Source organism: Myxococcus sp. NMCA1 (assembly GCF_026810205.1).
Lineage (GTDB): Bacteria > Myxococcota > Myxococcia > Myxococcales > Myxococcaceae > Myxococcus > Myxococcus xanthus_A.
The window spans coordinates 2,991,983-3,004,616 of the sequence record NZ_CP113950.1; the positions used below are offsets into that span (position 1 = coordinate 2,991,983).

Annotated in this window: 11 protein-coding genes; 4 read left to right on the forward strand and 7 right to left on the reverse strand. The window is 68.6% G+C overall.

The annotated features are described in order from the left end of the window. Positions 1-57 precede the first annotated feature (57 nt). Positions 58-1,284: a hypothetical protein gene (locus OZ403_RS12945; protein WP_268784331.1), complete on the reverse strand. Its 1,227-nt coding sequence runs from the start codon at positions 1,282-1,284 to the stop codon at positions 58-60. Positions 1,285-1,354: 70 nt separating this feature from the next. Here OZ403_RS12945 and OZ403_RS12950 point away from each other — a divergent pair, with 70 nt between their 5' ends. After that, positions 1,355-2,395, forward strand: coding sequence for a zinc-binding dehydrogenase (locus OZ403_RS12950; protein ID WP_268784332.1), 1,041 nt, complete (start codon positions 1,355-1,357; stop codon positions 2,393-2,395). A 7-nt stretch (positions 2,396-2,402) separates the two neighbouring features. Here the strand turns inward: OZ403_RS12950 and ybaK are convergent, their stop codons facing one another. The 6 genes from ybaK to cglC form a co-directional block, all read right to left on the reverse strand. Next, positions 2,403-2,879, reverse strand: a complete 477-nt coding sequence (gene ybaK, locus OZ403_RS12955) for a Cys-tRNA(Pro) deacylase (protein WP_268784333.1) — start codon at positions 2,877-2,879, stop codon at positions 2,403-2,405. Between the two features lie 4 nt (positions 2,880-2,883). Continuing rightward, complete coding sequence (gene purK / locus OZ403_RS12960; RefSeq protein ID WP_140874353.1) at positions 2,884-4,026, reverse strand: 5-(carboxyamino)imidazole ribonucleotide synthase; 1,143 nt, start codon at positions 4,024-4,026, stop codon at positions 2,884-2,886. After that, positions 4,023-4,520: a 5-(carboxyamino)imidazole ribonucleotide mutase gene (purE, locus tag OZ403_RS12965; RefSeq protein WP_140853892.1), complete on the reverse strand. Its 498-nt coding sequence runs from the start codon at positions 4,518-4,520 to the stop codon at positions 4,023-4,025. Before purE ends, purK begins: the two co-directional genes overlap by 4 nt. A 197-nt stretch (positions 4,521-4,717) precedes the next feature. Further along, positions 4,718-6,532: an AMP-dependent synthetase/ligase gene (locus tag OZ403_RS12970; RefSeq protein WP_268784334.1), complete on the reverse strand. Its 1,815-nt coding sequence runs from the start codon at positions 6,530-6,532 to the stop codon at positions 4,718-4,720. 160 nt (positions 6,533-6,692) lie between these two features. After that, complete coding sequence (locus OZ403_RS12975) at positions 6,693-8,126, reverse strand: vWA domain-containing protein (RefSeq protein WP_268784335.1); 1,434 nt, start codon at positions 8,124-8,126, stop codon at positions 6,693-6,695. Positions 8,127-8,221: 95 nt separating this feature from the next. Next, positions 8,222-8,734, reverse strand: a complete 513-nt coding sequence (gene cglC, locus OZ403_RS12980) for an adventurous gliding motility lipoprotein CglC (protein WP_237078422.1) — start codon at positions 8,732-8,734, stop codon at positions 8,222-8,224. Between the two features lie 276 nt (positions 8,735-9,010). Here cglC and OZ403_RS12985 point away from each other — a divergent pair, with 276 nt between their 5' ends. From OZ403_RS12985 to gltC, 3 genes are read left to right on the forward strand one after another with little or no spacing between them, the layout of a single operon-like run. Then, positions 9,011-9,838 carry an outer membrane beta-barrel domain-containing protein gene (locus OZ403_RS12985; protein WP_140789926.1) on the forward strand — a complete coding sequence of 276 codons (828 nt, stop codon included), beginning with the start codon at positions 9,011-9,013 and terminating at the stop codon, positions 9,836-9,838. Next, positions 9,835-10,605, forward strand: a complete 771-nt coding sequence (locus OZ403_RS12990) for an outer membrane beta-barrel domain-containing protein (RefSeq protein WP_140789928.1) — start codon at positions 9,835-9,837, stop codon at positions 10,603-10,605. Before OZ403_RS12985 ends, OZ403_RS12990 begins: the two co-directional genes overlap by 4 nt. Beyond that, positions 10,602-12,629, forward strand: a complete 2,028-nt coding sequence (gltC, locus tag OZ403_RS12995; protein ID WP_442929772.1) for an adventurous gliding motility protein GltC — start codon at positions 10,602-10,604, stop codon at positions 12,627-12,629. The genes OZ403_RS12990 and gltC overlap by 4 nt, the downstream gene beginning before the upstream one ends. The last annotated feature ends 5 nt before the right edge of the window (positions 12,630-12,634 follow it).

The following is a 12,634-nucleotide window of genomic DNA, read 5'->3' on the forward strand; positions in this document are numbered from 1 at the left end:
GAAGGTGCAGGGCCGTATGTCACGGCGTGGCAATTCGCCAGGACCGGAACCCGTCGCTCAGGACTCGCGGACCCTCGGCTGCTCGCCTGCTGGGCCAGCCACAAGGCTTTCCTCCCCCTCCGCCTGTCTGGCTTCCAACGAAGGCGAGTGCATGGAAGCCCCTTGAATCATTGAAGATACGTCCTCCATGGATTGGGCCTCCTCCCACTGAAGGGAGGAGAGGGCGCGGAAGCGGCGCGCCAGGGCGGACAGCTCCGCGGCCTTGAGCTGGGCCTGTCCGCTGCGCAGGGACAACAGGGCCACGCGGGCCCGTTCCAGTTGGGCCACCTCCACCCTCAGGCGGGCGAGGATGCGCTCGCGCCGGTGTTTCAGGGCGCCCAGCCGCTCCACCTCCTCGCCCAGGGAGGCCGCGGCCAGTTCGAGCTGGCGCCGGGCGACGGCATCCGTGCTGGCGCGGGCGCTGCGCTCCAAATCGTCGCGCTCGGCCTGGAGGTCCGCTTGCGCGCGCTCCTCGATTTGGGCCTCCACGCCCGCCCATTCGGACGCGAGCTCCGCCGCGTCGCGCGTCATCTTCCCCAGGGTGCGCGCCAGCTCCTCGCGCGCGGGCTCACGCGGGAGCCTCGCCAGGGACTGGCCACATTGCCGATACAGGTTCAGCGCTCGTTCGGTCAGCGCATGGAAGTCACCGGCGAGCTGCGGCAGCAGTGCCTCCACGCGCGCCTCCACCGGGTCGGCGGACAGCGCGAGGTGCGCGGCCACCGCGCTCAGTCCCACGAAGAGGCCCAGGATGCCGCCCGCCGCGCCCGCGCCCAACAGCGCCGGCGCGGCCAGGTCCGCCAGTCGCGCGGAGAAGACGCGGGACACCTCCATGCCGCCCAGCGTCAATCCCGCGCACAGCGCCGCGCCCAGTCCGAAGTGGAAGAGGGTGGGGCGGGCTTCCGCCACCTGGCCATTCTCCCCGCGCTCACTGAGCCGCGAGCGCACCAGCAGCGCCCCCGCCGCCGCCGCGCTGAACGCCACCGTCCAGCCAGGGGCCATGCCCAGGGCATAGGGCAGCGCGGTGAGGAGCACCCCCAGGCCCCCGAGCAGCACGCGGTCCCACTTGTCGCCTCGTGCACACCCGAGCACGACGGCAGCGGGGACGAGCCACGCCAACGGCAGGGGCACCCCGACGCGTGTCATGGCCAGATGCAACACGCCGGCCCCGGCACCGGCCGTGAGCGCGCGCGTCACGGTCTGCTCGAAGGCCTCGCGATGATGGAGTTGCAATAGAGTGGCGTTCATCGACTCCCCACGGATGTAGGCCGGGCAGGAACTGTTCCTTTCACGCATGGGTGGCGAAAAAGGTCTGCCGATGAAGAGCCCCGTCGTTCCCGAGACGATGCGCGCGCTGGTCCTCACCGCCTATGACGGACGGCCGGAGTCCCTGCGCGTGGAATCCCGGCCGGTGCCTCGGCCCACCACGGGCCAGGTCCTGGTGCGCGTGGCGGCGGCGCCCATCAACCCGGCGGACCTGATGTTCATGCGTGGGCAGTACGGCATCCGCAAGCCGCTGCCCGTGGTGCCGGGCCTGGAGGCCAGCGGGACGGTGGTGGCCTCGGGCGGCGTCGCGGGCCGGCTCCTGGTGGGGCGCCGCGTGGCATGTGTGGCGCCCGGCGAAGGGGACGGCTTGTGGGCGGAGTACGCGGCGGTGCCCCTGGGCCAGTGCCTGCCGCTGCGGGGCCAGGTCTCCGACGAGCAGGGCGCCAGCCTCTTCATCAATCCCTTCACCGCGTGGGTGTTGATGGAGCGCGCGAAGGAGGGTGGCCACGCCGCGCTGGCCCAGACGGCCGCCGCGGGCACCATGGGACGGATGCTGCTGGCGCTCGCGAAGCGCCGGGGCGTGGCCATGGTGAACGTGGTGCGGCGCCCGGAGCAGGTGGCCCTGCTTCATGACCTGGGCGCGGAGTACGTGCTGAGCACCCACGAGCCCGAGTTCGAGGAGCGGCTGCTCCGCCTGTGTCACGAGCTGAAGGTGTTGCTCGCCTTCGACCCGGTGGGCGGACGGCTCACCGGGCAGCTGCTCCACGCGCTGCCGGAGGGCGGCACCGTCATCGTATATGGCTCGCTCTCCGAACAGGAGTGCCGAATCGCGCCCGGGGACCTCATCTTCGGGCGCAAGCGGGTGGAGGGCTTCTGGCTGTCGGAGTGGCACCGGCAAGGCTTCGGCGCCGCGCAAATCAAGGCGCTGATGGGCGTGCCGTCGCTGGTGGGGCAGACGCTGGAGACGCCCGTGCGCGCCCGGCTCCCGCTGGAGTCGGCGGGCGAGGCGGTGCGCATCGCCTCGGCGGACATGACGTCCGGCAAGGTGCTCTTCGTTCCCGAGCAGGGACAGTCACCGGCCGAATCACCGTGAGCCGGACTCAGGCCTTGTCGCGGGAGATGGGGCCTGTCTTCGCCTTCGTCACGCGCAGGTAGTCCGCGGGGGCGAGCACGAGCTGCGTGCCACGCACGCCCGCGGACACCGCGATGGCGTCGAACAGCTCCATCGTCTCGTCGACGTACACGGGATAGTCCTTCTTGCCGCCGATGGCCGTGCAGCCGCCCCGGATGAATCCGGTGAGCGGCTGGAGTTCCTTGAGCGGCACAGTGTCCACCTTGCGGTCTCCGCTGAGCCGGGCCAGCGCCTTCAGGTCCAGCTCCGCGTTGCCGGGCACCACCGCCATCAGCACGCCGGTGCGGTCGCCGCGCGCCACCAGCGTCTTGAAGACCTGCTCGGCGGGCATGCCCACCTTGGCCGCCACCGACTCCGCGGACAAATCCTCCAGGTCCACGTCGTAGTCGCGCAGCGCGTACTTCACGCCGAGCGAGTCCAGGAGCCGGGCGGTGTTCGTCTTCACGGCCTCACATCCCCAGCGCGGTGGCGGCGGCCTGCACGCGGGCGAGCGCGTCCTCGGGCGAGCTGCCCACCGCGGACAGGTGCCCCATCTTCCTGCCCTTGCGCGCCTCCCGCTTGCCGTACAGGTGCAGGCGGACGCCGGGCATGGCCAGCACCTGCTGGAAGCGAGGGCCGCCGTCCTTCAGCCACAAGTCGCCCAGCAGGTTGACGATGGCCGCTGGACGCACCACCTCCACGGAGCCCAGCGGCAGGTTGCACACCGCGCGCACCGCCTGCTCGAACTGCGAGGTGAGGCACGCTACCTCGGTGGAGTGGAAGCTGTTGTGCGGGCGCGGCGCCAGCTCGTTGACGAGCACGCTGCCGTCCTTCAGCAGGAACAGCTCGATGACGAGCAGGCCTTCGACCTGGAGCGACTCGGTGATGCCGCGCGCCAGCTCCGTGGCCTTGTTCAACACCGCGGGCGGCAGCGGCCCCGGCAGCAGCGACCACGCGAGGATGCGCTCCTCGTGGTGATTGAAGGCCGGCGGATACACCGCCACTTCCCCATTGGGGCTGCGGGCCACCAGCACGGACAGCTCGGACTGGAGCGCCAGCGCGGCCTCCACCACCACGGAGCGCTCACCCAGCTCGCGCCACGCCTGGGCGGCCTCGTTCGCGGAAGTCACCTCCACCTGCCCGCGCCCGTCGTAGCCGCCCTCGCTGGACTTCACGAAGCAGCGTCCGCCCAGCGCCTGGATGGCCTCGGCCAGCTCCGCGGCGGAGTGCGCCTCGCGCCACGGGCCCAGGGGAAAACCACCCTTGGCGAGCCAGCCCTTCTGCCGTCCCCGGTGCTGAATCACGCGGAGCACGTCCGCGCCCGGGCGCATGGGGGTGTGCCGCGCCACCGCTTCCAGCGTAGCGAGGGGAATCTTCTCGATTTCGAGCGTCACGGTGTCGCACGCGCGCGCCAGCGTCTCCGCGGCCGCCGTGTCACCGAAGGACGCGGTGACACATCGGTCCACCACGGAGTGGGCCGGGCAGTCCGCGTCCGGGTCCAACGCCTGGACCTGGAAGCCGAGCGTGCGCGCGGCCAGGGCCATCATCCGCCCCAGCTGGCCGCCGCCGAGCATGCCAATCGTGCCGCCGGGCAGCACCACGCGGGGGCTCATGACAGCTCCCGGTGCGCCAGCACTTCGTCAGTACGCGCCTTGCGCCAGGCCGCGAGCCGCTCGCGCAGCTCCGGGTACTTGAGGCAGAGGATGGCCGCGGCGTGCAGGGCGGCGTTGGCGGCGCCCGGCTTGCCAATGGCCTGCGTTCCCACCGGCACGCCCTTGGGCATCTGGACGATGGACAGCAGCGCGTCCAGGCCGCTGAGCAGCGTGGTGGGCATGGGCACGCCGATGACGGGCAGCAGCGTCTTGCTCGACACCATGCCCGGCAGGTGCGCCGCGCCGCCCGCCGCGGCGATGATGACGGACAGCCCCCTCGACTCTGCGGTGGACGCGTACTCCATCATCCAGTCCGGGGTGCGGTGGGCGGACACCACGCGCACCTCGTGCGGGATGCCCAGTTCCTTGAGGATGTCGACCGCGGGCTGCAGGTGCTCCAGGTCGCTCTTACCGCCCATGATGACCCCGACCCACGGGGTGACCGTGCTCGCCATTGGTGTGCGCGCCTCCGTGCGCTGTCCCGCCGAAACCAGGAGGAACGCGGAGATAGGGCGGGGGGATTCCGCGGGTCAACACGGAAAGGCGAAGGTGACGAGGATGACACGCCGGCCTTCCCGCATTCCCGGCGCGCGCCCGCACGCAGGGTGGGGCAGGGGATGAGCCCCTGCCCGCCACCCAGGACGCAGGACGGCTAGGCCGCGGAGACGTTGCGGTCGCTGCCCTCGCGGTAGAGGGCCTCGATGGCGTCGTTGTAGCGGGCCACGACGTTGCGGCGTTTCACGCTCATCTTGGGGGTGAGCATGTCGTTGGCGACGGTGAAGTCCTCGCTGACGAGCAGGAAGCGCTGCGGGCGCTCATAGCCCTTCACGTCGCGGGTGAACTCGTTCACCTGCTCACGGTAGAGCTGGAGCACCTCGGGACGCTTGAGCAGCTCCGGCATGGACGTCGTGTCCAGGCCCTTCTCCGTGGCCCACTTCTTCAGCGTGTCCACGTCCACGACGATGATGGCCACGTTGTACGGCTTGTTCATGCCGTGGACCAACGCGTTGGCGATGTAGGTGGAGAGCGCCAGCGACTGCTCGATGGGGCTGGGCACCACGTACTTGCCGTTCTCCAGCTTGTACTGCTCCTTGATGCGGCCCGTGATGTAGAGGTAGCCGTCCGGATCCAGGTAGCCCATGTCACCGGTGCGGAAGCCGCCGTTCCCGGTGAACACCTTCTCGTTCTCCTCGGGCTTGTTGTAGTAGCCCATCATCACGTTGTGCCCGTGGACGACGATTTCGCCCTGCGTCGCCTCGCCGGTGGCCGCCGTGTCGATCTCCACGCGAACCCCGGGCAGCGCCTTGCCCACCGAGCCGATCTTCCGGTTGTTGGGGAAGTTGGCCGTGGCGATGGGCGACGTCTCCGTGAGGCCGTAGCCCTCGTAGACGGTGATGCCGAGGTTGTCGATGAACTCCGCCACCTCCTTGGAGATGGCCGACCCACCGGAGAAGGCGTACTTCAGCCGCCCGCCGAAGCGCGCGCGGACCTTGGAGAAGACCACCTTGTCGAAGAAGGCGTGCTGCAGGTCCAGCAGGCCGCTCGACTTGCCCGCCTCCGCGAGCGCGCGCCGCTGGGCCGCCACCGCGAGGCCGCGGTGGAACATGAACCGCGTCACCGCCTTCTCGCCGGCCATGCGCTTCTGCAGGCCGTCGTAGATGCGGTTGAAGATGCGCGGCACGCTGAACAGCAGCGTGGGCTTCACCTCGGAGAGGTTGTCGATGATCTTCTCCACCGCCTCCGCGATGGCCATGGAAGCGCCCATGGACAGCAGCGCGTGCAGCTCCACCGTCTGGCCGAAGACGTGCGCCCAGGGCAGGAAGGCCAGGGAGCGGTCCTCCGTCCCCATGGGAAACACTTCGTGCATCGCCGACACGTTGCGGGCGATGTTCGCGTGGCTGAGCATCACGCCCTTGGGCTGTCCCGTGGTGCCCGACGTGTAGATGAGGCCGGCCAGGTCCGCCGGCTTGGGGCTCACCAGGGGCGTGGGCGTCTCGGCGCCCCGCCGCAGCAGCGTCGCGAAGCTGTCCGTGTCGCTGGTGGTGCCGCTGAAGCGGATGATGTGCTCCAGGTGCGGCAGCTCCGCGCGGACGGACTGAATGCGCTGCGCGATGTCATCCGTGGCACAGAAAACGACCTTGGCGCCGCTGTCGTTGAGGATGAACTGCAGTTCCTTCACCTGCTGCGATTCGTACATCGGGACGTAGGCGCCGCCGAGCGTGTACGTGGCGTACGCGCCCACCGCCCACTCCAGGCGGTTGTTGGAGATGACGGCCACGCGGTCGCCCGCGCCCACGCCCAGCTGAGCGAGCCCTCCTCGCAGGTCGTCGACCATCTCTCCGAAGCGGGAGTAGGTCGTCCAGACCCACTGGCCGTTCTTCTTCTCTCCGAAGAGGTCGCGGCTGCCGAAGGTGGAGGTGCTGCGCTTGAAGATGTCGATGAGGGTCTGGAACTGCGGGAGCTGCATGAGGGGGGCTCCACTCGGAAACAGGTTGGTTTGAGGTGCCGCAGCTTAAGGCTGAACGCATCCTGTGTGGGCCCATTCCTGAAACTTCACGCCCCACCTGCACACAATCGTGAACACGACGCAGTGCGGCGGGGCGTCTGGGTGACGTACGGCGCGACTCTCAGTACGTGGAGCCGAGCTTGCCGAAGCTCTTGAGCGCCTTCACCTTGCTCTTCTTCACGAGCGAGCGCCGGGCCTCTTCGCCCTCCGCGCTGTCGTACTCGTCCATGACGGCCCGCTGTTCGGCCTGGTCCGCCGCCACCGCGGCGCTGCCGGACACCGCGCTGGCTTCGTCGAAGAGCGCCTGGTTGCGTTGCAGGTAGAGCTTCGCCTCGTCCTTGCGTCCCTCGCTCAGGGCCTCGGCCGCCTTCTGCATGTTGACGGCGCTGCGCGCCCGGGCGGCGTAGACGGTGGCCTCGCGGTCCTGGCGGGCGAGCACCTCTTCACGCCGGTTGGTCACCACCGCGGACAGCGAGGCTTCGTTGGCCACCTCCGCGTCGCGGATGAGGTCCGTGTACGCCAGCTTCAGGTCCACCACGCGCGCCGTCCGCCCCACCGTGTCCCCGGTGACGTTGAGTCGCACCACCACGCGCTCCAACTGGCCCGCGGAGAAGTCGGGCAGCGACACGTGCACCTGATTGCCGGACTGGCTGGCGCGGTAGCCCAGCACCTCGCCCAGTGACGTGCCGGGAGGCAGGGTGAAGGTCATCGTCACGCCGCGCGCCACCGTCGTCCCGGCCTGCTGCAAGTCCTTCTGGAAGAGGGTGGAGAGCTGGGCGGCGTCCTCCAGGAAGCCGTAGGCACCGGCGCCGTACTCGGCGAAGGCCTGCATCAGGTCCTCGTTGAAGTCGGTGCCCACGCCAATGGCGCTCAGGGTGAGGCCGGTGGCGCGCAGCTCCCGCGCCATCCGCGTCAGCTCCTCGTCGGCGGTGAGGCCCTCGGTGGGCTGGCCGTCGCTCATGAGGATGAGGCGGTTGACGCCGTACGTCCGCTGCGCGGTGGACAGCTGGTAGCGCCCGGCGGACAGGCCCGCGCCGATGTTGGTGCCGCCTTCGTCCCAGATGCCGTCCACGTACTGGAACATCCGCTCGCGGTTGGCGGCCGTGGCCTCCAGGGACGGCAGGCTCTTCACGTCCGAGCCGTAGTGGATGATGGCCAGCCGGTCCTGGTCATTCAGCAGCCCGATGAGGTGCCGCGCCGCCTGCTTGGCCTGGGCCAGCTTGTAGCCGCTCATGGAGCCCGAACGGTCGATGACGAGCGCCAGATTGACAGGGCTTCGCTGTGCCCCCGGCACCTGCGCGCCCGACAGGTCGAAGGTGGCGAACACCTCGGAGGTGCCCGCGGGGACGTACGGATGGGACAGCCGGCTCGTCAGCGTCAGCGAGCCCACCGTGGCGGGCACGACGGGCGGTGGCGGGACGGGCGGCGGTGGAGCGGGGTGGACGACGACGATCGGCTCCGGCGGGGGCGGGGTGCCCATCTGGGGCAGTCCCAGCACCAATGCGGTGAGCGCGAGACCGCCAGCCAGACTGAGGAAGACGACCGTACGGTTCATGAGGCAGGGCTCCTTGCGGAAACAGCGAGGGCCCTCCCTTTACGAACCAGTCGCGCGGAAAGGTCTACCCCTCCGCGCGAAAAGTGTCGGGTGGGTCAACCCGGGATGAGCGCGCCGGCGCAGAAGAAGGGCGAGTTGTTCTCGCCGAACGTCCGCCGGTAGAAGGCCTCATCCGCCGAGCGGAGTGCATCCAGCGTGTCCTGATCCAGAAGCATCGGGCGGCACGACATCCGGCCAGGCAGGTCCGGATTGACGTCGTCGGTGTCCGTCACGTCGCAGGACGAGCCGCCCTCGACGCAGGGCTTGCTGCAGTAGCCCATCGCCGGAGCATTCTCGTTCAGTGATCCATCCTCATTGAGGGCCCGAGGGTAGTCCTGGTCCCGAACGCAGATCAGATCCTCGCAGTTCACGGACCCGAACGAGATGAAGTCCTGCTGGCTAGCGATCTCCCGCTCCAGGATGGGCATGGTTGCGGAGTTGTTGTTGGCCGCCGACTCCTCGGGGGTCGCCTTGCGCACCAGCGTGCAGGGCTTGCCAATCTCGCTGGCCACCTCACAGCCACCCAACAGGAGCGCGGCGGACATCATGAGGGCGGTTCGCACGAACATCTTCATGGGAGCTCTGACCTCTACAAAGGGGGGATGGGGCACGGGACCTCGGGGCCCGCGAGCCTCGGGAGGGTAGCACAGCCCCCTGGAACACCAACGTCCCCGTACGGCGGTACGGCGGGTGGAATTGTGAAGGAATACCGGAGGGATAGGCGGTAACCTGGCTTGCTCAGCGCGGTTGATGGTTGGGAATACGACCGATAGGATGTGGAAGCCGAGAGTCGCGCTGAACCCCCGGTGGCAGTTACGCCCCCCTCCCTCACGGAGCCTCCGGATTTGAACCGCCCCAAGTTGCTGCTCGCCCTGTGTCTGGTGCCCGCACTGGCATCCGCCCAGAGCCAGGAAGGCATGGGACTCGACCTCACCGACGAGTCGCAGGCCGAGTCATCGCAGGATGCAGAATCACCCGCGCCTCCTCCGGTGGAGGAGGCCACACCGGCCGCGGCGTCCCGCCCCGCGGACGAGCCATTGGAAGCGGATCCGCAGTTGCCGCTGACGGACATCACCCAGGAAGACCGGGTGAAGAGCGTCCAGCGGAAGGTCTACCTCAAGAAGGGCCGCTTCGAGCTGACGCCACTGGTGAGCCTCTCGGTCAACGACCCCTTCTATTCGAAGGTGGGGTTGTCGGTCCGGGGCGCCTACTACCTGGCGGACACGCTGGCCATCTCCGCCCGGGCCTCGCTGATGCAGGTGGTGCCGTCGGATGACGTGCGCACCGCGAAGCGGACCTTCAACAGCAAAATCTACTACTCGGTGCCCCAGTGGTCCGCGATGGGCGACGTGGAGTGGAGCCCGATCTACGGAAAGGTGGCGTTCCTCAACTCCATCCTCCACTTCGACGGCTACCTGCTGGCCGGCGCGGGCGTGGTGAGGACGGAGACCTCGGCGCTGCAGGGGCGAGGCCTCAACCCGGCTGCTGACCTGGGCCTGGGCATGCGCTTCGTGGCTCAGGACTACATCGCCGTCAACGTGGCCCTCATCAACACCTCTTATGTGGATCAGCCCCTGGGTAGCAGCAAGGGCGCCGTCCAGAACGTCATGACGCTCAACGCAGGCATCTCGCTGTTCCTGCCGTTCAAGTCGACGGGGAGGGACTCGGAATGAAGCGCTTCTTCCGTGTGCTCCTCGCCCTCTGTCTGACGGCGCCCGTGCTGGGCTCCGCCCAGACCACCGAAGAGGCGGAGGCCGGCGACGTGTCGGAGGTCGACAAGGACCGGCTCGGGCCCCTGCGCGAGCGCGTCCGGCCGGTCTCCGGCCACGTCTTCCTCAAGAAGGGCCGCTTCGAGTTCAGCCCGTCCGCGACGCTGTCGCTGCGCGACGCGTTCTACAGCAAGTACATCTTCGGCGGCACGCTGACGTACCACCCCATGGAGACGTTGGGTGTCAGCCTGCGCGTGGGCTACGCCATCAACACGGTGGCCGGCGCGGCGCAGAAGTGTACGTTCGGGGACGGCGGCGAGGGCTCCTCGCGCGGCTGTGTGCCGCCCACGCTCAACGAACTGGACGGGAACGCGCCAGGGCAGATCAAGCTGCTGGGTGGCGCGGACGTCCAGTGGGCGCCCATCTACGGCAAGGTGTCGCTGCTGGCGGAGACCTTCGTCCACTTCGACCTTTACGGCATCGCGGGCGCCTCGGTGGTTCAGTACCGCGGCCCCGGTGACTCGCTGGGCGCGGAGGCGCAGAACTACCTCACGCCGGGTGCCAACCTGGGCGTGGGCGCGCGCTTCTTCCTCAACCGGTGGATCACGCTGCGCACGGAGCTGCGTGACCTCATCTACGTGGAGAAGGGCACCGAGGTCTCCGGCAACTACCTGCGCAACCAGCTCCTGTTCGAGCTGGGTGTCTCCTTCTTCTTCGGGTCCGAGTCATGATGCGCTCCTTCCGGCTCATCCGTGTCGCCGTCCTCGGGCTGTCGCTCGCGTGGACGGCCCCCATCTACGCGCAGAACTTCGAGGGCCTGGACCTCTCCGGCCAGTCCAAGAAGAAGAAGCGCACCACCCCCAAGAAGAAGAAGCCCACCCGCAAGAGCCGCGCCGACAAGGCGAAGTCCGTGCCGGTGCAGGACGAGGACGCGGACGACGATGACGCCGCGGCTTCCTCCAGCGAGGCGCCCACGAGCGTGTCTCCCGCGGAGACGGCACCCGCGGCGACCCCTTCCACGCCCGCGCCCACCCCGGCTTCGCCTCCCGCGAACACCGGGAGCATGGGCATGGGCCTGGACCTGACGCAGGAGGCGCCCAAGCCGGCCGCGCCCACCATGTCCTTCGACGCGGTGGACGTCTCTGGCAAGACGGCGGACCGCCAGCGCCTGGACGTGGCCGTCAGCCTCTTCAAGAACGACGAGTACGAGAAGGCCTCCATGGCGGCGCACGAGCTGCTGGAGGACCCGAAGCTGGCGGGCCTGCACACCGAGGCGCGCTACGTGCTGGCCAAGTCGCTCTACCGCATGGGCATGTACCACTCGTCCCTGGGCGAGTTCTCCAAGATCCTCTCCCTGGGCCCGTCCACCAAGTTCTTCAAGACGAGCCTGGAGTGGCTCTTCTTCATCAGCCGCAAGACGAAGAACGAGACGGTCATCCTCGACGAGATTGCCCGCCACGCGAACCAGGAGTTCCCCGAGAAGTACCGCAACGAGTTCCGCTACCTGCTGGCGCGCTACCACTTCGTGCGTGGCCGCGCGCTGGACCAGGTGGGGCAGCCCGAGGAGGCGGACAAGAGCTTCTCGGAGGTGAAGCGGCTGGCGCTGACCATTCCGCGCACCGACGCGTTCTTCCCCCGCGCCAAGTACCTGGAGGGCCTGTCCTCCTTCCGCAACGGCAGCCGTCAGAAGGACGCGGCGGCCAAGCGCGCCAACGGGGAGATGCTGGCGGCCATCGAGGCGATGAAGGAAGTGGTCCGCCTCACGCGTCCGGCGCCGGGCAAGACGGCGGACCAGGCGAAGCTGGACAAGTCGCTGCGTGAGCTGGCCTTCATGCAGCTGGCCCGTACGCACTACGGCATGCAGCAGAACCGCTTCGCGCTCTTCTACCTGGGCAAGGTGGAGCGCGGGAACACCCAGTGGCTGGAGGCTCTCTTCGAGTCCAGCTGGGCCAACTACCGAGTGGGCCAGTACGAGCAGGCGCTGGGCAGCCTCATCACCCTGTCGTCGCCCTTCTTCCGCGAGGAGTACTTCCCGGAGGCGCTCATCCTGAAGGCGGTCATCTATTACGAGAACTGCCGCTACCGGGAGTCCAACATCATCCTCCAGGACTTCGAGCGCACCTACCTGCCCGTGCACGACCAGTTGGAGGCGCTGGTGAAGAAGAACATGGAGGCCAGCGAGTACTACTCGGTGCTGTCCGACGTGCAGAAGAAGAACAAGGACGGCCTGGAGAAGAACGAGACGGACGTCATCCTGGAGCGCATCCTCCGGCTGGCCCTGACCGACCAGGACCTGCGCAAGACGAACGACTCCATCCTCGAGCTGGAGGCGGAGATGGACGCCTTCGCGAACCGGGCGGACACCTTCAAGTACTCCGAGCTGAGCAAGTCCCTGCTGGAGGGGCTCAAGGTGCAGCGCACGGCGCTCATCTCCAAGGCCGGCACCATGGCTAAGGGCAAGCTGGAGACGGAGCTGGTGGCGCTCAAGCAGCTGCTGGCCAACGGCCTGCGCATCAAGTTCGAGACGACCACCAAGGAGAAGGAGTTCCTGGAGGAGCAGCTCAAGGCGGGCGGCCGCACGGCCATCGTCAAGAAGTACAAGTACTCCGTCGCCGTGCAGGACGACCAGCTCTACTGGCCGTACGAGGGCGAGTACTGGCGTGACGAGCTGGGCACCTACCAGTACACGATGACCAAGGGCTGCATCGAGCGCGACACCGCCAACCGGCGCGTCCAGTCCGCCGAGGCGATGTAAAGCCC

Excerpts from the sequence above, each read along its gene's own strand:
- OZ403_RS12945 (WP_268784331.1), bottom strand. The coding sequence starts at position 1,284 with ATGAACGCCACTCTATTGCAACTCCATCATCGCGAGGCCTTCGAGCAG.
- OZ403_RS12950 (WP_268784332.1), top strand. The coding sequence starts at position 1,355 with ATGAAGAGCCCCGTCGTTCCCGAGACGATGCGCGCGCTGGTCCTCACC.
- OZ403_RS12970 (WP_268784334.1), bottom strand. The coding sequence starts at position 6,532 with ATGCAGCTCCCGCAGTTCCAGACCCTCATCGACATCTTCAAGCGCAGC.
- gltC (WP_442929772.1), top strand. The coding sequence starts at position 10,602 with ATGATGCGCTCCTTCCGGCTCATCCGTGTCGCCGTCCTCGGGCTGTCG.
- purE (WP_140853892.1), bottom strand. The coding sequence starts at position 4,520 with ATGGCGAGCACGGTCACCCCGTGGGTCGGGGTCATCATGGGCGGTAAG.
- cglC (WP_237078422.1), bottom strand. The coding sequence starts at position 8,734 with ATGTTCGTGCGAACCGCCCTCATGATGTCCGCCGCGCTCCTGTTGGGT.
- purK (WP_140874353.1), bottom strand. The coding sequence starts at position 4,026 with ATGAGCCCCCGCGTGGTGCTGCCCGGCGGCACGATTGGCATGCTCGGC.
- OZ403_RS12975 (WP_268784335.1), bottom strand. The coding sequence starts at position 8,126 with ATGAACCGTACGGTCGTCTTCCTCAGTCTGGCTGGCGGTCTCGCGCTC.
- OZ403_RS12990 (WP_140789928.1), top strand. The coding sequence starts at position 9,835 with ATGAAGCGCTTCTTCCGTGTGCTCCTCGCCCTCTGTCTGACGGCGCCC.